The following is an 18,589-nucleotide window of genomic DNA, read 5'->3' as shown; positions in this document are numbered from 1 at the left end:
GAGACGGTGGCAAACCCGGCGGGACGGGCGCGGCGCCCGCCCCGCCGGGTGGGTGTCAGGCCGGGCCGTCGACAGGCGTCGGGTCGGCCGCCGACGAGGGATCCTCGACGGTACGGACGGGGCCGGCGAACCACTTCCGGGCCGACGCGTACCACCAGACGGCGACCACCAGCAGCACCCCGCCCACGGCGAGCGGCGCGTAGTTCACCGCCGACCAGGTGAAGTCGTCGTTGCCGGGCACCCCGGCCGGCACGATCGGCAGCACGAAGTACACCGCGATGACCGCGATCTCGATGACCGCGATCCAGCCGAGCAGCCTGTACTTCCGCCCCAGCGTCCACGGGCCGGGAACGAACCGGTCGCCGAGTCGCAGCCGCAACGCGATCGGGATGAGGAAGGACAGGTAGAGGCCGATCACCGCGACGGATACCACCGCGTAGAAGGCGACCGGGATGCCGGCCGAGCTCTCGTAGAGCGCCGGCAGGGTCAGCACCAGGCCGGCGATCGTGGTGCCGATGATCGCGTTGACCGGGGTGCCGTTGCGGTTCACCGTCGACCAGAGCCGCCAGCCCGGCACCGCGCGGTCCCGGCTGAAGGCGTACGCCATCCGGCTCATCGAGGTGATGCAGCTCATCCCGCAGAAGAACTGCCCGATCGTGGAGATGATGATGACGACCTTGAAGAAGACCGGAGTCAGGGCGGACTCAAAGATGGCACCGGAGAAGCCGCCGGCGGCGTTTACCGCCTCGACGTCGGTGGCCGCGAACAGGAACGCCAGCAGCAGGATCCAACCGCCGATCGCCGAGTAGAAGATCGACTGCCAGAGCCCACGCGCGGCGGCCTGCGAGGCACCCCGGGTCTCCTCGGAGACGTGCGCGCAGGCGTCGAAGCCGGTGATCGTGTACTGGGTGAGCAGGAAGCCCAACGGCAGCACGTAGAACCAGAACGTCAGCCCGCCGGTGTCCCCGTCGCCGAAGCCCGAGTTGTTGAACCGCTCGGTGAACACGAACTGGAAGCTCTGGTGGTCGTCCGGAACGAACACCAGGATGGCCACCACGACGGCCGCGCCGGCCACGTGCCACCAGACCGAGACGTTCTGGAGTACGTCGATGATCCGGTGCCCGAAGATGTTGATGAGCCCGTGCAGCGCCAAGATGATCACGAAGAGGACGAACGCCTGCCGCAGCGTCCCGGCCCAACCGTCGAAGAGCGCCGACAGGGTGAGGTTGAGGAAGGTCGCGCAGCCGTAGTCGACCGAGGCGGTGACCGCGACCAGGCCGATGAGGTTCAACCAGCCGGTGAACCAGCCGTGCACCGGGCGGCCCATGGTCGCCGCCCACCAGTAGATCCCGCCCGCCGTGGGGTAGGCCGACACCAGCTCGGCCAGGCAGAAACCGATGATCAGAATGAACAGTGAGATCAGCGGCCAACCCCAGGAGATGGCGACCGGCCCGCCGTTGTTCCACGCCTGGCCGAAGGTGGTGAAGCAGCCGGCCAGGATCGAGATGATGGAGAACGAGATGGCGAAGTTGGAGAAGCCGCTCCACTTGCGGCGCAGCTCCTGCTTGTAGCCGAGTTCGGCGAGTCGTCGGGCGTCGTCGTCGATCGGTTGCTCTGCGGTCGGCACGGGCGTCGTGGCCACTGCACACCTCCCTGAGGTGGTTCCGCTGGCGAGTGGGCAAAGTGTCGTCCCGCCGATCAAGACAGGTCAATACGATGCCGGTGGGAATCTCACCGCCGTCCCGGCTAATTGCGTTGCCGCCCGTTCGGCCCGCCCGCATGCTTGACCTCGTGACCAGGCCCGATCGCGACGGGCCACCACCGGGCGCTCGGACCGCCCGGCACCGCGGCGGCGCGGGGCACGCCTCTCTCTCACGTACGGCAACCGCCGTACCCGACAATGCCCCGCGCCGCCCTCTCCCCTCTGCCCCGGCGCTCCCGTCCGCTCCCGGTGATCAAGAGCGAGGTGGGGGTCAGGTCAGCAGGAGGCCGCCGACCCAGAGGGCGCCGATGGTCAGGCCGGCCAGGAACTCCACGAGCATGGACAGGCCGGCCGCCTTGAGCGCCTGCACGGTGGACGGCCAGGCGAGCCGGTTGCTGCCCAGCCGCAGCCGCTCCGCCGCCCACACCCCCGCGACGAAGCCCAGCAGCAGACCGATCACGGGGATCACGAAGAACCCGACCAGTCCGAGCGCGCCCCCGGCCAGCAGCGACGACGTCGGCACGCCTGTGCGTTTGAGGTTCCTCCCCGGCCAGAGGTACTTCACGACGATGCCTCCGACCGCGACAAGTGTGGCGGCGGCGAACACCGCCCAGCCACCCGGACCGGCGCCGCCGAAGATCGCCCAGACCAGCACGCCACCCCAGCACAGCGGCAGCGCCGGCAGGCCGGGCACCACCACGCCGGCCAGCCCGGCCAGGATGGCCAGCGCGGCCACCACGGTCACCACCGTCTGCGAGTCGTTCAGGCTCACCGCGCCACCCTCCGTCGGCACCACTCGGATCGGTTCGATCCACCGCTCACGCCGCCACCCCGCCGCGCAGTCGGGCGGCGACCCGCCCGCCCGCGCGTCACGCCGTCGTCCGCCGTAGCCGGGCGGTGATCTCCTCGGCCGGCGCGGGTGCGCCGAAGTACCGCCCCTGCCCGGTGTCGCAGCGCAACGCCCGCAGCCGCTCGGCCTGCACGGAGGTCTCCACCGCCTCGGCGGTGACCCACAGCTCCAGCGCGTGCGCCAACCGGACCAACGCGTCGACGATCCGCTCGTCGCGGTGGTCCGCCACCGCGTCCGTCCCGTCGGCGCGGATGCCCTCGACGAACGGGCCGGCCAGCTTCAGGCAGTGGATCGGCAGTCGCCGCAGGTACGCGAGGTTGGAGTACCCGGTGCCGAAGTCGTCGACCGCCAGCCGGACGCCAAGCGCAGCGAGTCGGTGCAGGCTGCGCAGCGGCTCGCCGGCGCTGCCCATCACGGCGCTCTCGGTCAGCTCCAGTTGCAGCAGTTCCGCCGGCAGACCGCTGGTGGCCAGCGCGTCCGCCACCGTCGCGACGATCGTCGGCTCGTCGGCCTGCCGGGCGGCCAGGTTGACGCTTACCACCAGCCGGGCGTCGGGGAACTCCCGCCGCCAGCGTTCGGCGTCGTGGCAGGACTGCCGCAGCACCCACTCGCCGAGCCGGACGATGAGTCCGGTCTCCTCGGCGAGGCCGATGAACCGGTCCGGGCCGATCAGGCCCAGCTCCGGGTGCTCCCAGCGGACCAGCGCCTCCACCGCGAGCATCGTGCCCTCCAGCAGCGACACGATCGGCTGGTAGTGCAGCACGAACTCGCCCCGGTCCAGCGCGGCCGGCAGCCCGGCGACCAGCGCCGACCGGGCGAGGTCGCGGGCGCTGCGCTCCGGGTCGTACACCGCCCACCGGCCACGACCGGCAGCCTTGGCCCAGTAGAGCGTCGTGTCGGCGGCCTTCATCAGCTCGGAGGCGGTGGTCTCGGCCGCCGGGCAGTCCACGATGCCCACGCTTGCGGAGACCGCCAACTGCTGGTCGCCGAGGTGCACCGGGGCGGCGACGGCGGCCAGCGCGGCCTCCGCCACGGCCACCGCGTCGTCGACGTCGTCGCCGCCGTCGACGAGGATGACGAACTCGTCGCCGCCCATCCGGGCGACCAGGTGGCCGTGGTCGGCCACGCACTCGGCGAGCCGCCGGCCGATCGCCACCAACAGCCGGTCGCCGAGGTCGTGCCCGAGGCTGTCGTTGATCGCCTTGAAGCCGTCCAGGTCCAGGAAGCACACCCCGACCCGCTGACCGGGCCCGGCGGTGTCGAAGACCCGGCCCAGCGTCTCGAAGAACAACGTCCGGTTGGGCAGCCCGGTCAGCGGGTCGTGCAGCGCCTGGAAGCGCAGCCGCTGCTGGAGCTCGTACCGCTCGGTGATGTCCTCGATCATGGCGACGGTGAACCGGGGTCGCCCGTCGTCGTACCGGATCAACGAGACGGCCAGGTCGGTCCAGACGATGCTGCCGTCCTTGCGGTGGTAGCGCTTCTCCACCCGGACCGAGTCCTGCTTGCCCTCGATCAGCTCCTGGTACAGCTCCCACATGCCGGCGGCGTCGTCGGCGTGGAACAGCTCCGCCACGTTCATCTCGCACAGCTCCTCGATCGAGTAGCCGAGCATGTCGGCGAACGCCGCGTTGACGTCGATGATCCGGCCGTCCACTCCGGCGATGCCGATCCCGATGGCCGCGCCGGTGAAGACCGCCCGGAACCGCGCCTCGCTGTCGCGCAGCGCCTGTTCGACCTCGTCGCGGGCCTGCCAGGCCGAGCGGGCGATGCGCTCCTGCTGGCTGAAGGTGCGGTCGCGCAGCGCGCGGGCGAACCCGGCGGCCAGCCCGCCCTGCACCGCCGCGATCCGCTCGCCCAGGTCGGCCGGCCGGTCGCCGGGCGGCAGGACCCGAGCGGGGAACTCGTCACCGAGCGCGCGCAGCGACCACTCCAACGCCCGGGGCTCGGTCAGGTGCGCCTCCACAAGCGCCCGCCCGACCTCCTCGGCGGGACGGGCGCTGAACGGATCGGCCCGCACCACCTGCGCCAGCCGGACGGTGTGCAGCAGCAACAGCCGCTCGGTCTCGGCCGCGCTCAGCGGCACGAAACCGATGCGGCGTACGGCCCGGGCCCAGTCGGCGGCGTAGCCCTGGGCGCCACCCCGGCCGACGTCGACCCCGGTGGGGTCCGGGACGGCGGCCACCGCGATCAGCCGGCGGGCTGGTCGTACCGGGCCACGCCCCCGAAGGCGCCGAACCGCTCGGGGTGCTCGTCCACGTCGGCAGGCGAGTCGGGACGCCACAGTGGCATGTGCACCACGCCCGGTTCGAGAACCGTCCAGTCGCCGAAGAAGCCGGTGACCTGCGCGCGGGAGCGCAGGGTGATCTCGGTGGCCGTCCGGGCGGAGAGGCGCTGGGCGTCCAGCATCTCCTGCGGCTGGTCCTCGAAGGTCGAGTGCGAGATGACGAGGAAGCTGCCCGGCGCGGCGGCGGCCCGCAGGGTGGACAGGATCTCCTCGGGACCGTCGGGGTCCGGGACGAAGTGCACCACCCCGGCCAGCAGGATGCCCATCGGTCGGCTGAAGTCGATCAGCCCGAGCCGCCGGGTCTCGGTGAGGATCCGCTCCGGCTCGCGCAGGTCGGCGTGGATCACCCCGGTCAGGTCGTTGCCGGCGAGCAGCTCGCGGCTGTGCGCGACGGCCACCGGGTCGATGTCGACGTAGACCACCCGGGCCTTCGGGTTCGCCGCCTGGGCCACCTCGTGCACGTTGCCCACGGTCGGGATGCCGGAGCCGATGTCGAGGAACTGGTCGATGCCGGCGTCGAGCAGCACCCGGACGGCCCGGCGCAGGAACTCCCGACCGGAACGCATGGTGGCCGCGAGATTCGGGGTCATGCTGGCGATCTGCTCGGCCAACTGCCTGTCGACCTCGAAGTTGTGCGCCCCACCCAGGAAGTAGTCGTACACCCGGGCCGCGCTCGGCCTGGTCAGGTCAATCTCGGTCGGCAGTGCGTCCGGCATCGGTGTGCTCCCCAGTTCGTCGCCGTCGCGCGGGGCGGCACCGGCGTCGACGGGCGCGCGCGACCGCCGGCCGACCCCGCGGGTCGTGTGGTGTGGACCACTCTAGGCCGCCGACTCCCGCGCACGGGAGATCCCTTCACGTAACTTTCCGCGCTCAGGCGGCCGACTCCAGCAGCAGCGAGATGCCCTGCCCGACACCGATGCACATGGTGGTGAGCGCCCGCCGGCCGCCGCGACGGCGCAGCTCCAGGGCGGCGGTCAACGCCAGCCGCGCGCCGCTGGCGCCCAGCGGGTGCCCGAGCGCGATCGCACCACCGTTCGGGTTCACGTGCTCCGCGTCGACGGGCAACCCCAGCTCGCGCAGCACCGCCACGGACTGCGCGGCGAACGCCTCGTTCAGCTCGATCACGTCCACCGCGCCCAGCTCGACGCCGACCCGGTCGAGCAGCTTGCGGGTGGCAGGCACCGGGCCGATTCCCATGATCCGCGGCGGAACGCCGGCCGTCGCCGCGCCGCTGACGCGGGCCAGCGGGGTGAGGCCGTACCGCTGCACCGCCGCCTCGCTGGCCACCAGCAGCGCGACCGCGCCGTCGTTGACGCCCGAGGAGTTGCCGGCGGTCACCGTGCCGCCGTCCCGGAACGGGGTGGGCAGCGCCGCCAGTTTCGCAAGCGTCGTCTCCCGGGGGTGCTCGTCGACGTCGACCAGTCGGGTCTCCCGGCGACCGGCCGGCACGGACACCGCCACGATCTCCTCGGCGAACCGGCCGTCGGCCTGCGCCTTGGCGGCGCGCTGCTGCGAGCGGTACGCGAAGGCGTCCTGCTCGGCCCGGTCGACGCCGTACTCGGCGGCCACGTTCTCCGCCGTCTCCGGCATCGAGTCGACGCCCCACCCGTCGCGCATGAGCGGGTTGACCAGTCGCCAGCCGAGGGTCGTGTCGTACATCTCGGCCGCGCGGGAGTACGCCGAGGTCGCCTTCGGCACGACGAACGGCGCCCGGCTCATGCTCTCCACCCCACCGGCGACCACCAGGTCCGCCTCGCCGGCCACGATGGACCGGGCGGCGGTGGCGAGAGCGTCCAGGCCGGAACCGCAGAGCCGGTTGACCGTGCTGCCGGGCACCTCCTCGGGCAGGCCGGCGAGCAGCGCCGCCATCCGGGCCACGTTGCGGTTGTCCTCGCCGGCCTGGTTGGCGCAGCCGAGCACGACGTCGTCGACGCGGGCCCAGTCCACCGACGGGTGCCGGGCGACCAGCTCGCGGATCACGTGCGCGGCCAGGTCGTCGGGGCGGACGCCGGCCAGCGCGCCGGCGTACCGACCGATGGGGGTACGGACACCGGCCACCAGGTATGCCACGGTCATCGCGAGTCCTTCGGGGGTGGGAAGGGCGGGGGCGAGGGCGTCCACCCGGGTCGCAGGGGACTCCCCAGCCGTCAGGATATCCACGCTCGCAGCGGATAGGTTGGCGGCATGGCCCGGGCCCAGTTCAGCGCAGAGACCAGTGGCGGCGGCGCGTTCGTCCGCCAGCCCAACCGGTTCGCCGGTCGGGTCACCGCCGACTCGACCTCCCCACCCGGCGGCGGTCCGGACGAGCAGGACCGCTGGCCGCTGGAGGCCGGTCGGTACCGGCTGATCTGGTGCCGCGCCTGCCCGTGGGCGCACCGGGCGATGATCGTGCGCGGCCTGCTCGGGCTGGACGACGCGATCTCGCTGGGCACCGTCGACCCGATCCGGGACGAGCGGGGCTGGGCGTTCGCCCTCGACCCGGACGGCTTCGACCCGGTCCTCGGTGTCAGCTTCCTCTCCGAGGCGTACCTGGCCACCGACCCGGACTACACCGGCCGGGTGACCGTGCCGGCCCTCGTCGACACGCTCACCGGCCGGGTGGTCACCAACGACTACCCGCAGCTCACCCTCGACCTCTCCACGCAGTGGCGGTCCCTGCACGCGCCCGGCGCACCGGACCTGTACCCGGTCGCGCTGCGCCCGGAGATGGACGCGCTGATGGCCGAGATCCACCGCGACGTCAACAACGGCGTCTACCGGTGCGGGTTCGCCACCTCCCAGGAGGCGTACGACGAGGCGTTCCGGGCGCTCTTCGCCCGACTGGACGCGCTGTCCGAACGCCTGGCCGGGCAGCGCTACCTGCTGGGCGACGCGATCACCGAGGCCGACGTGCGGCTGTTCACCACGCTCGTGCGCTTCGACGCCGCGTACCACGGGCACTTCAAGTGCAACCGCAGCAAGCTGACCGAGATGCCGGTGCTCTGGGCGTACGCCCGGGACCTGTTCCAGACCCCGGGCTTCGGCGAGACGGCGGACTTCGACCACATCAAGCGGCACTACTACGGCACCCACCGGGAGATCAACCCGACCGGCATCGTGCCGCTGGGGCCCGACGAGTCCGGTTGGACGACGCCGCACGGGCGTGGCTGAGCCGGGGCGGGCCGGCACCGCGACGGCACCCGCCGCCCGCGGGGACGTCGCCCGCCGGGTCGCCGGGTCCGCCGCCGCCGGCTGCGCGGTGGCCGGCGCGGTCGCGGTGACGGTCGCGGTCGTCGCCGGTCCCGGTCCGGGTCTCACCGGGTACGTGAGCGAGGCGGGCATCGTCGGCAGCGCGCACGCCGTGGCGTACCGCATCGGGGTTCTCGCCCTGGCCGGCGCGTTGCTGCTGATCGCCGCGGCGCTGCCCCCGGGGGTGCGGGTGGCGCCGGCGCTGCTCGCCGTCGGCGCGGTGCTTACCGCGGTGTCCGGTGCGGTGACCTGCTCCGCCGGCTGCCCGCTGCCGCCGTTCGAGCGGACCACGGTGGCCGACCTGGTGCACGGGGGCGCGAGCATCGCGGCGACGGCGGCGGTGGTCCTCGCCATGGTCGCGCTGGCCGTGTCCGGGCCGGCCGGGGCGATGGTCCGACGGCTGGCGGCCGGCACGGCCGTGCTCGCCCTGCCGCTGTGCGCGACGGTCGGGGTGGCCATGCTGGTGGTCGGCCGGGGCGCCCTGGTCGGCGTGGTGGAGCGGTTGGTCCTCGGGCTCGCGGTGCTGTGGGGCGTGGCCACCGGCACGGCACTGGCCCTGACCCGCCACGAGCGAGGCTTGTAAGGAGCGTCACGACCACCGTGCCTTGCAGATCAGGTCGAGAGGCGTATCGTCGGCTAGCGATGACCAATGTCTGGGGCCTCACCGTCCGCCTGTATGTCGATCTCCGACTGCAGGCCAGCGGCATCTGTCCGGCGTAGCCGTCCTCCCCACGCCTACCCCCACCAGACCAGACAATTGGACACGTCATGCCCTTCGGCCTGCGCAAAATTCCGTTCTCCGTACAGATCCTCCTCGGCCTCGTGCTGGGCGTCGCGCTCGGCTTCATTGCCCGCAGCAACGACCTGAGCTGGCTGACCAGCACCCTGCACACCGTCGGCTCCCTCTTCGTCCAGCTGCTCAAGCTGGCCGTGCCGCCGCTTGTCTTCACCGCGATCGTGGTCAGCGTGGTCAGCCTGCGCGGCGTGGCCAACGCCGCCCGGCTCGCGCTGAAGACCCTGATGTGGTTCGGCATCACCGCGCTGATCGCCGTGAGCATCGGCATCGGCCTCGGCCTGCTCGTCGACCCGGGCAAGGGCGTGACCCTCGACCTGGGTGGCGCCGCGGCGCCGAAGAAGACCGGCTCCTGGACCGACTTCCTCACCGGCATCGTGCCCACCAACCCGGTCGGCGCGTTCGTCGAGGGCAACGTCCTGCAGATCGTCTTCCTCGCCGTCGTCATCGGCGCCGCGGCCCTGCTGGTCGGCGAGGCGGCCGAACCGTTCGTGGCGCTCAACCGCTCGCTGCTGGAAATCGTGCAGAAGGCCCTGTGGTGGGTCATCCGGCTCGCCCCGATCGGCACCCTCGGCCTCATCGGCAACGCCGTCGCCTCGTACGGCTGGGACCTGCTGGCCCCTCTCGCGAAGTTCACCACCGCCGTCTACGTCGGCTGCGCCATCGTGCTGTTCGTGGTCTACCCGCTGGTGCTGATCCTCGCCGGCCGGCTCAACCCGCTGCGCTTCTTCGCCGGTGCCTGGCCGGCCATCGAGCTGGGCTTCGTGTCCCGCTCCTCGGTGGGCACCATGCCGGTGACCCAGCGCTCCGTCGAGCGGCTCGGCGTCCCCCGCGAGTACGCCTCGTTCGCGGTGCCCTTCGGCGCCACCACGAAGATGGACGGTTGCGCCGCGATCTACCCGGCCCTCGCCGCGATCTTCGTGGCGCAGGTGTTCGGCGTGCACCTCGGCGTCGGCGACTACCTGCTGATCGCGTTCGTCTCGGTGGTCGGCTCGGCGGCCACCGCCGGTCTGACCGGCGCGATCGTGATGCTCACGCTGACCCTCAGCACGCTGGGTCTGCCGCTTGCCGGCGCCGGCCTGCTGCTCGCCATCGACCCGATCCTGGACATGATCCGCACCGCCACCAACGTGGCCGGGCAGGCCCTCGTGCCGACGGTGGTCGCCGCCCGTGAGGGCACGCTCGACCGGGCCGCGTACGAGTCCGCGGGCCGCCGGGACCTCGTCGACCCGGAGCCGGTCGCCGACACCCGGCCCGAGCTCAGCCCCGTTCCTGCCTGACCAGATCACTGCACGGCGGCGGACCCCTCTCCCCGGGGTCCGTCGCCGTTTCGGAGAGGATGACCCCATGAGTTCCCTGTTCACTCCCCTGGCCCTGCGCGGGGTCACAGTGCCCAACCGGATCGCGATGGCGCCGATGTGCCAGTACTCGGCCGGCCCCGACGGCCTGCCCACCGACTGGCACCTCACCCACCTCGGCACCCGCGCGGTCGGCGGTGCCGGGCTGGTGCTTACCGAGGCGACCGCCGTACTCCCCGAGGGTCGGATCTCTCCGCAGGACACCGGGCTGTGGTCCGGCGCGCACGTGGACGCCTGGCGACCGGTGACCGCGTTCGTCGCCGCCCACGGCGCGGTGCCGGCCGTCCAGCTCGCGCACGCCGGCTTCAAGGCCTCCACCTACCGGCCCTGGGCGCCGGAGCGCGGTGGAGTGCCGGACGCCGAGGGCGGCTGGACGCCGGTCGCCCCCGGGTCGGAGCCGTTCACTCCCGGCTACCGGACGCCGACCTCCCTCGACGCGGCGGGCATCGCCGGCGTCGTCGACGCGTTCGCCGCCGGCGCCGAGCGGGCCCTCGCCGCCGGTTTCGCCGCCGTCGAGATCCACGCCGCGCACGGGTACCTGCTCAACGAGTTCCTGTCGCCGCTCACCAACCACCGCACCGACGCCTACGGCGGCGACCGGGCCGCCCGGATGCGGCTCACCCTGGAGGTCGCCCGCGCGGTGCGCGCCGCGGTCGGCGAGAGCGTGCCGGTGCTCACGCGGATCTCCGCCACCGACTGGGTCGAGGGCGGCTGGACGGTCGAGGACAGCGTGGTGCTCGCCGGTGAGCTGGCCGGCGTCGGCGTCGACCTGGTCGACGCCTCCTCCGGCGGTGTCAGCACCGACCAGCGCATCCCGCTCGGCCCCGGCTACCAGGTGCCGCTGGCCGCCCGGATCCGCCGCGAGGCGGGCGTACCGACCGGAGCGGTCGGCCTGATCGTCGAGCCGGAGCACGCCGAGCAGATCGTCGCCGGCGGCGACGCCGACCTGGTGCTGCTCGGCCGGGAACTGCTGCGCGACCCGTACTGGCCGCGCCGCGCCGCCGCGAAGCTCGGCGTCGCGTACACCGGGCCCGCCCAGTACGCCCGCGCCTGGTGATTCGCGCCGGTCGGGCGGCTGCCGTCGCCGGCAGCCGCCCGACCGTCAGCCGGCCAGGTGCGACCAGTCGCCCTCCAGCTCGCGCCACGTGCCCTGCGCCGCCACCGTCCCGGCGTGCAACACCACCACGTGGTCGGCGCGGACCAGCGCGGCCCGCTTCGCGGTCGACCCGACCACCGTCACCCCGTGCGCCCGCAGCGCCCGCCACAGCGCCAGCTCGGTGGTGACGTCAAGCGCCGACGACACGTCGTCGGCGACAAGCAGTTCGGTACGCGGCGCCAGCGCCCGGGCCAGCGCCAGCCGCTGTAGCTGGCCGCCGGAGAGCCGGGTGCCCTTGTGCCCGATGAGCAGACCCAGCCCACCCCCGGCGGCGGCCAGGTCGTGGTCGAGCTGGGCGGTGCTGACCGCGCCGGCCGCGTCCACCTGGTGGCCGAGCGCGATGTTGTCGGCCACCGTGCCGGACAGCACCCGGGGCAGCTGGCCGACGTAACCGACCTGGTTGGGGCGCAGGAACAGCTCCGGCTCGGTGACCGGGTCGCCGTTCCACGACAGCTCGCCGGTGTGGTGCACGATGCCGGCCAGCGCCCGCAGCAGCGAGGACTTGCCCGACCCGACCGGCCCGACGACAAGCACCAACTGCCCGCGCTGCACCGTCAGGTCCACGTCCCGGACGGCGACCGTGCCGTCGGAGTGCACCACCGAGAAGCCGCGCAGCTCCAACCGGCGCAGCGGGCGCCGGGGCGGCGACGTCGGCGCGGGCGCCGTACCGCCGGCCAGATCGACCGCCGGCACCGCCGCCGTGTACGCGCCCACGCCCGTCATCGCCACCGTCCGCCGGGTCCACACCCGCGCCGACGGGAGCTGCGAGATCAACGACGCGGTGGTCCAGGCGAACCACCGGGCCGCGCCCAGCGTGGAGACGGCCACCAGCACCGCACCTGCCGACAACTCGCCGCCCAGGTAGAGCGCCCACGCGCCGATCGGCAGCAGGCCGCTGGCCACCGACGGCGTCGACCGTGACCACACCTGCACCGAGATCTCCCGACGCTGCCTGTCGCTGCGCAGCGCGTCCAGGTCGGCCAGGTGACGCAGCACCGCCGCCGTCGCACCGGCGAGCTTCACCGTGCGCGCCGCGGAGAGCGCGGAGACCAGGGCGGTGGCGAACGCCGCCCGCGCCGTCACTGTCGCCCGTGCCGCACGCTCCAGCTTCGGGCCGAACAGCGTCGCGGCCAGTCCGGAGACGACCATCGTGCCGAGGAAGAACAGCCCCGGTACGACGCTGCCGGTGACCGCCGTCATGGCGACCACCAGGACCAGCGCGACGAACTGGTCGAGCACGTTGTCGGCGAGCTGCACCACGCGCTCGGTGTCACCACCCTGCGCCACGACCTCCGCCGGGGTGTGTGAGCTGACCCGGCGCGGGCCGGTCTGGCCGTGCACCAGACGCAGGCCGATCCGCAGCATCTGCCGCACCCACCAGTGCGGGAACCAGACGTGGGTGTAGTACGGCAGCGGCAGGGTGACCAGCAGCCCCGCCACGATGCCCAGCGCCGGCAGGTACGGGCTGCCGGTCCCGTCGACCAGGCCGGCCCAGAGCCACGGCAGCAGCGGGCCGTCCAGCCCGAGCAGGCTGAGCCCGAGGAACAGCGTGATCGCCGCCGCTCCGTACCGGGGGTCGTTGGTGCAGAGCCGGATGATCTCCCGGAACGTCCGGGCCGGCGGGGTCGGCGGCAACGGTGGCGGCTCGGCCCGTACCGCCGGGCCGGCCGCACTCGTCACCGACGGCACGACCGGGCCGACGCTCGGCCAGGCGCCGACGGCGCCCGGGCCGGTCCCGACGGCGTCCGGGCCGGCGCTGTCGGTCAGCAGGTCGGTGCCGGCGCTGTCCGGGCCGGTCAGCAGGTCGGTGCCGGCGCTGTCCGGGCCGGTCAGCAGGTCGGTGCCGGCGCTGTCCGGGCCGGTCAGCAGGTCGGTGCCGCCGCCCGACCGGAACGACGGCGTCCCACCGGCGTACACGGCGGCGTGACTGGTCGCCAGCAGCTCGGCGAAACGTGTCGACGTCTCCAGCGGGCCGGCCTCGACCACCGCGCCGTCGGCCAGCACCACCACCTCGTCGCAGCGGCGCACCGAGGAGAGCCGGTGGGCGATGACGATGCCGATCCGGTCGCGCAGCAGCCGTTCGGTGGCCCGCTGCACCCGCGCCTCGGTCACCGGGTCCAGTCGGGCGGTGGCCTCGTCCAGGATCACCACGTGCGGGTCGCGCACCAGGATCCGGGCGAACGCCACCAACTGCTCCTGGCCGGCGGAGAGCACGTGCCCGCCCTCCCCCAGCCGGGTCGCCAACCCGTCGGGCAGCTCGGCGATCCAACCGGCCAGGCCCAGTTCGTCAAGCGCCCGGGCGGCGGCGTCGAGCAGCTCAGGGTCGTAGAGCGCGACGTTCTCGGCGAGCGTGCCGGCCACGATCTCGGTGCGCTGCGGCACCAGCGCCACCCAGCGGCGCAGCTCTTCGACGTCGAGGTCACACAGGTCGGTGCCGCCGAGGAACACGGTGCCCGGCGGTACGTCCACGGCCCTCGTGAGCACCTTCGCCACTGTCGACTTGCCCGACCCGGTCCGCCCGATCAGGGCGTACGACCGGCCGCGCGCGAAGGTCAGGCTGAGGCCGCGCAGGGCCGCACCCCGCCCGCTCTCCGGGCCGCTCACCTCGTACTCGAACGTCAGGTCCCGGATGCGCAGGTCACCCTCGGCCGGACTGGCCCCGCCGACCGGCTCCTGCCGAGCCTTCTGGAGCAACTGCACCCGGGCCCACGCGCCGAGGGCCTCCTGCAGCTCGGGCACCATCCGGCTGACGTGTTCGGCGGTCGCCCCGAAAGCCAGGGCGAGCAGCCAGGTCGCGGTGAGCCGGGCGGCGTCGACCCGGTCGGTGGCCAACGCCCAGGCCCCGCCGAGCACCACCACGCCGACGCCGGCCCGGATCGTCGCGGTGGCGACCGTAGCCACCCGGGCGGACAGCACCCAGACCCGGTGGCCGCGGGACAGCACGGCGGCGGCCCTCCGTGCGTACAGCCGCAGCACGTACGGCTGGGCCAGGCTGGTCCGCACGTCGTCCTGACCGTGCACCGCCTCCTCCATCACGGCGGCCAGGTCCGACCAGGCCTCCTCCTCGACCATCCGGGCGGGGCCGATCAGCGCCGTGGGCCGGCGCAGGCCCACCCCGAGCAGCACCGTGAGCAGGAGCATCGCTATCCCGGCCGGCCACCACACGGCCAGCGCCACGACCATCGACAGCAGGCCGACGCAGAGCCCCTGAGCGAGGCGCGAGCCCTGGTTACGAACCGCCGACGCCACCTGGTAGACGTCTCCGTCGATGCGGTCGAGCAGCTCGCCCACCGGGGTGGTCTCCAGGCTCGGCAGATCCTGCCCGAGCGCGACCCGGCAGAGCCGCCGACGCACGTCCGCGGACCAGTCGGCGGTCAGCCCGGCCATCAACAGGCTCACCACGAGGTCGCTGAGCACCACGGCGGCCAGTGCTGCGGCCAGGACCGTGAAGGAGCTTGTCGACCTGTGCACCAGCACCGCGCCGGCGAGCGCCGACGCGCCCGCCTGACCGGCGGCGCCCAGCACGATCAGGACGGCCACGAACGTCAGACGGCGCGGCGAGGTGCCCCACAGATCACGGAGCAGTCGCATCGGAAGTTCCTCCGGACGTGGGTGGCGGAACACCAAGCGTGCCGGTAGCAGCCCCGTCGACTCAACCGATTTACCCGCTCTGAGCAGGGCGTGCGGTCAGGTCTGGGCGACCCGACGCACGATGCCGAGCAGCCGTGCGGGCGGTTGGAGGACCTGGCGAAGGCCGATCCACGAGGGCCAGACCTACGCCAGCTCGATCGACACGAGTTCGCTGATATGGGGGCTTCCCGGTGTGACGGATACCCCGGTATCGGCGAACTCGTGTCGATCACCACCCGAGCGTCCGGTCCGACCGTCACCGATCACACGGCCTGGGTGAGATGTCCGATTCCGGGGGCCGCCCGGGTGTGACGGGGTGCATCCGTGGGCCGGAATCGTGGCGGGCCCGGGGTCGTTACACACCCTGACGATCGCAGGACCACGGCCACCCGCCCCCGCCGTCGGGGGTGGGAATGGCCGGCCCGGGCAGGTCGTTGCAGACACCCCCGAACGACCGCCCGGCCCGATCCGGTGCCCTCCGGTCAGGGGCCGGGCCCCGGGAATCACCCCGGCCCGACGGTCGTTACACACGGTCCCGGCGCCACGAGCCCCCCGCTCGCAGGCCGCCACCCCGGGCGCCGCGAGCCCCCCGCTCGCAGGCCGCCGACCCGAAGACTTTCCCCCCTTTTGTGCAGCGCCGGACGAGGTGCTCACACCCGCGCCACCGCTTCCCCCTGGTGCGTGGGTGTTCCTACCCCCGAAGGAGCTACCCCTGATGAACACGATCTTCCGTAAGAGCATGCTGTCGGTTGCTGGTCTCGCGTTCGCCGGTGGTGTCTTCGCCGGCCCGATCGCCGCCCACGCCAACCCCGTCGACGCCAAGCCCGTCGCGGTGGCCGTGCAGAGCGCGGCGCCGAAGCCGCAGGGCGACCAGTCGCACATCACCCTCAACGACGAGCAGACCGCCAACGTCAAGGCGATCATCGCCGCCACGAAGAAGGCCGGCCTGCCCGAACGCGCCGCCGTCATCTCCATCGCCACCAGCCTGCAGGAGTCGAAGCTGGAGAACCTGGGCCACCTCGGCGACGCCAACGACCACGACTCGCTGGGCCTGTTCCAGCAGCGCCCCACCTCGGGTTGGGGCACGCCGGAGCAGATCACCAACCCCGAGTACTCCACCACCGCGTTCCTCAAGGGCCTCAAGCAGGTCGACGGGTGGCAGGACATGCCCCTGACCGAGGCCGCGCAGACCGTCCAGGTGTCGGCGTACCCCGACGCGTACGCCCAGTGGGAGCAGCAGGCCACCGACCTGGTCGGCCAGCACTGGAACAGCTGACCCACCGCATGACCCGACCGACTGGCCGGCATCCCGCACCCGGGGGTGCCGGCCAGCGGCATGCCCGGCCACCGGCGACTACTGACCTGGCCGCCATCCTCGGCGACAACCACGACGCCGGCCCGGCGCTCGACGCGCTGCCTACCGGGGCCACGCAACGAAGCCGTGAGCCCAGCGCCGGAGGAGTCAGAAGAGGACCGTGGCGAGCGTGCCGACCGGTTGGAAGCCGCAGCGCTCGTACACCCGGCGGGCCGGCAGGTTGAAGTCGTTGACGTACAGGCTGACCGTCGGGGCGACCCGGAGCAGCGCGTCGCGTACGACGGCGGCCATGGCGGCGGCGGCGATGCCGCGGCCTCGCCACTCCGGCGCGACCCAGACCCCCTGGACCTGGGCGGTCCGTTTGGTCACCACGGCCAGTTCGGCCTTGAACACGACCTTGCCGTCGACGAACCGGGCGTACGCGCGGCCGGCGCGGACCAGGTCGTTGACCCTGCGGCGGTAGCTGCGGCCGGCGTCCTCGGCGAGTGGGGAGACGCCGACCTCCTCGGTGTACATGGCGACGGCCGCCGGAAAGAGCCTGTCGACCTCGCCGGAGCGGACGCGGCGTACCTCTGGGTCGGCCGGTACGGCAGGCATCGTGTCGGTGGCCAGCAGCGGCTGGTTGGGGCGGACGTCGCGGGCGGGCCCCCACGTGCCGGAGAGCCGGTCCCAGAGGCCGAGGACGGCGTCGGCGCGACCGACGATCGAGGAGCAGAGTCGCTCCTCCCCCGCGAGCAGGTCGGCGAAGGCGGACACGGCGGCGTCGGTGGCGAGCACCGGGGTCAGGTTGCCGCCGAGCCAGCACAGCGATTCGAGGTTGCGCCGGGCGCCGTACCCCAGGATCCGCCCTTCGGCCCGCCACCACGACAGCCCGCGCGCGGCGATGCGCTCGGCGACCTGCGCGCCCGCGAACGGGTCACGGTCGAGCAGGCGCTCGACCGCGCGGCGCTCCGATTCCCCCAGTTGCCGTACCGGCACCGTCAGCACGTCTATCAGCCTGCCAGATCGACCCCCCGCCTCGCCGGCCGAGTGGCGAGCCCGCCGTCAGACGGTCAGCGGCTCGGTGACCGGGCTGGCCGGACGGGTCCGGCCGGCCCACCGGACGACCGGGGGCACCAGGGCACCGAGCAGGAGAAACAGCCCGCCCAGCGCGAGCCATCCCGGTACGCCCCAACCGAGGGCGAGGCTGGTCACCACGACGGGCGCGAGCATCTTGCCCAGCTCGTAACCCATGCCGTACGTCCCCTGGTACTGGCCCTGCGCGTCGGCGGGCGCCAGCCCGAAGGAGATCCCCCATCCGGCGGCGGAGTGCCACAGCTCCCCGATCACGTGCGCGAGCGACCCGCAGCAGAGCAGGCCGATGGCGCCCGGTGTGGGCAGCGCGCCGCTGGCGGCGAACAGTACGCAGGCCAGGGCGATGACGACCCCGGCCCGGCGGGATGCCCGGGCGGCCCCCGGCAGGGTGACGGCGCTGCGTGCCGCGCGTACCTGCAGGAGCACCACGAGCGCGGTGTTGACAAGCGTCAACACCGAGATCATCCAGGCCGGCGCGGTGGTGTGCCCGGCGATCCACAACGGCAGAGCGAGGGTGAGCAGGCTGAAGTGCATGGACATCAGCCCGTCGAGCAGGGTGAAGGCGAGGAACGGGCGGTCCCGTAGGGCGACCAGACGGGGTCCTCGCGTCGGGGCGGCGACGGGTGCGACGGTGGGCAGCCGGACGGAGATCGCCGCTGCGGCCAGCGACGCCGCCGCCGTGGTCAGGATCAGCGTGAGGTAGCCGGCACGGGTGTCGGCGGCGATGGCGAAGCCGCCGAGGACGGCGCCGACGGAGATCCCGACGTTTGTGGTGGCCCGCAGGTAGGCGCGGGTGTGCACCCGCTGGTCGGCAGGGATCGCGCCGGCGATCAGCGCTCCGCGGGCGCCGCGCTCGACCGCGTCGGCGAGCGCCGTGGCCGCGCCGACCAGCAGGAAGGCGGGGAATGATCGGACGGTGATCAGCCCGACGGTCAGGATGCCGGCCGCGATCAGCCCGCCGACCTGTGCGCCGCGCGGCCCGACGCGGTCGGCCAGGTAGCCGCTCGGCGCGCTCGCGAGCACTCCGACGAGCGCCGAGATGGTCAGCCCGACACCGACCTGGGCGGCCGAGAGGCCGACCGAGCGGGTGAGGAAGAGCGCGCTGGCGACCAGCCAGAGGCCCCGCCCGACGGTCTTGACCAGGGTGCCGACGGTGAGGACCCGGGCCGGGCCGGGCGGTGGGAGCAGGCGCATGCCGA

General features: G+C 73.3%; 13 protein-coding genes. 5 read left to right on the top strand and 8 right to left on the bottom strand.

What is annotated here, in order from left to right; genetic code table 11:
• Positions 1-55: 55 nt before the first annotated feature.
• The 5 genes from MILUP08_RS08510 to pcaF form a co-directional block, all read right to left on the bottom strand.
• Positions 56-1,642, bottom strand: a complete 1,587-nt coding sequence (locus tag MILUP08_RS08510; protein ID WP_007456639.1) for an amino acid permease — start codon at positions 1,640-1,642, stop codon at positions 56-58.
• Positions 1,643-1,973: 331 nt separating this feature from the next.
• Complete coding sequence (locus tag MILUP08_RS08505; protein WP_007456637.1) at positions 1,974-2,474, bottom strand: DUF456 domain-containing protein; 501 nt, start codon at positions 2,472-2,474, stop codon at positions 1,974-1,976.
• A gap of 97 nt (positions 2,475-2,571) precedes the next feature.
• Positions 2,572-4,734, bottom strand: a complete 2,163-nt coding sequence (locus MILUP08_RS08500; RefSeq protein ID WP_007456635.1) for a putative bifunctional diguanylate cyclase/phosphodiesterase — start codon at positions 4,732-4,734, stop codon at positions 2,572-2,574.
• A gap of 5 nt (positions 4,735-4,739) precedes the next feature.
• The gene (locus tag MILUP08_RS08495; RefSeq protein ID WP_007456633.1) at positions 4,740-5,552 is read right to left on the bottom strand and encodes an SAM-dependent methyltransferase; all 813 of its coding nucleotides are present in this window, start codon (positions 5,550-5,552) and stop codon (positions 4,740-4,742) included.
• A gap of 154 nt (positions 5,553-5,706) precedes the next feature.
• Positions 5,707-6,912, bottom strand: coding sequence for a 3-oxoadipyl-CoA thiolase (pcaF, locus tag MILUP08_RS08490; RefSeq protein WP_007456631.1), 1,206 nt, complete (start codon positions 6,910-6,912; stop codon positions 5,707-5,709).
• A 108-nt stretch (positions 6,913-7,020) separates the two neighbouring features.
• On the opposite strand from pcaF, the gene MILUP08_RS08485 reads away from it, so the two are divergent.
• The 4 genes from MILUP08_RS08485 (at position 7,021) to MILUP08_RS08470 (ending at position 11,272) form a co-directional block, all read left to right on the top strand.
• Positions 7,021-7,986, top strand: coding sequence for a glutathione S-transferase family protein (locus MILUP08_RS08485; RefSeq protein ID WP_007456629.1), 966 nt, complete (start codon positions 7,021-7,023; stop codon positions 7,984-7,986).
• The gene (locus tag MILUP08_RS08480; RefSeq protein WP_007456627.1) at positions 7,979-8,647 is read left to right on the top strand and encodes a DUF998 domain-containing protein; all 669 of its coding nucleotides are present in this window, start codon (positions 7,979-7,981) and stop codon (positions 8,645-8,647) included. The genes MILUP08_RS08485 and MILUP08_RS08480 overlap by 8 nt, the downstream gene beginning before the upstream one ends.
• Before the next feature lie 197 nt (positions 8,648-8,844).
• Entirely contained in the window at positions 8,845-10,137 is a 1,293-nt protein-coding gene (locus MILUP08_RS08475; RefSeq protein WP_039907479.1) for a dicarboxylate/amino acid:cation symporter, read from the top strand.
• Positions 10,138-10,204: 67 nt separating this feature from the next.
• On the top strand, positions 10,205-11,272 hold the full coding sequence (locus MILUP08_RS08470) for an NADH:flavin oxidoreductase/NADH oxidase (RefSeq protein WP_007456624.1): 1,068 nt from the start codon (positions 10,205-10,207) through the stop codon (positions 11,270-11,272).
• Positions 11,273-11,317: 45 nt separating this feature from the next.
• Here MILUP08_RS08470 and MILUP08_RS08465 read toward each other — a convergent pair whose 3' ends face one another.
• Positions 11,318-14,962, bottom strand: a complete 3,645-nt coding sequence (locus MILUP08_RS08465; RefSeq protein WP_007456622.1) for an ATP-binding cassette domain-containing protein — start codon at positions 14,960-14,962, stop codon at positions 11,318-11,320.
• A 754-nt stretch (positions 14,963-15,716) separates the two neighbouring features.
• On the opposite strand from MILUP08_RS08465, the gene MILUP08_RS08460 reads away from it, so the two are divergent.
• Positions 15,717-16,277, top strand: coding sequence for a hypothetical protein (locus MILUP08_RS08460; protein WP_007456619.1), 561 nt, complete (start codon positions 15,717-15,719; stop codon positions 16,275-16,277).
• A gap of 186 nt (positions 16,278-16,463) precedes the next feature.
• On the opposite strand, the gene MILUP08_RS08455 is transcribed toward MILUP08_RS08460, so the two are convergent.
• Positions 16,464-17,303: a GNAT family N-acetyltransferase gene (locus tag MILUP08_RS08455; RefSeq protein WP_007456615.1), complete on the bottom strand. Its 840-nt coding sequence runs from the start codon at positions 17,301-17,303 to the stop codon at positions 16,464-16,466.
• Positions 17,304-17,360: 57 nt separating this feature from the next.
• Positions 17,361-18,584, bottom strand: coding sequence for an MFS transporter (locus MILUP08_RS08450; protein ID WP_007456613.1), 1,224 nt, complete (start codon positions 18,582-18,584; stop codon positions 17,361-17,363).
• Positions 18,585-18,589 lie beyond the last annotated feature (5 nt).

The organism is Micromonospora lupini str. Lupac 08, assembly GCF_000297395.2.
In the GTDB taxonomy this organism is placed as follows: Bacteria; Actinomycetota; Actinomycetes; order Mycobacteriales; family Micromonosporaceae; genus Micromonospora; species Micromonospora lupini.
Note: the sequence above shows the minus strand (reverse complement) of the source record. Positions and strands in the feature narration are given on the sequence as shown.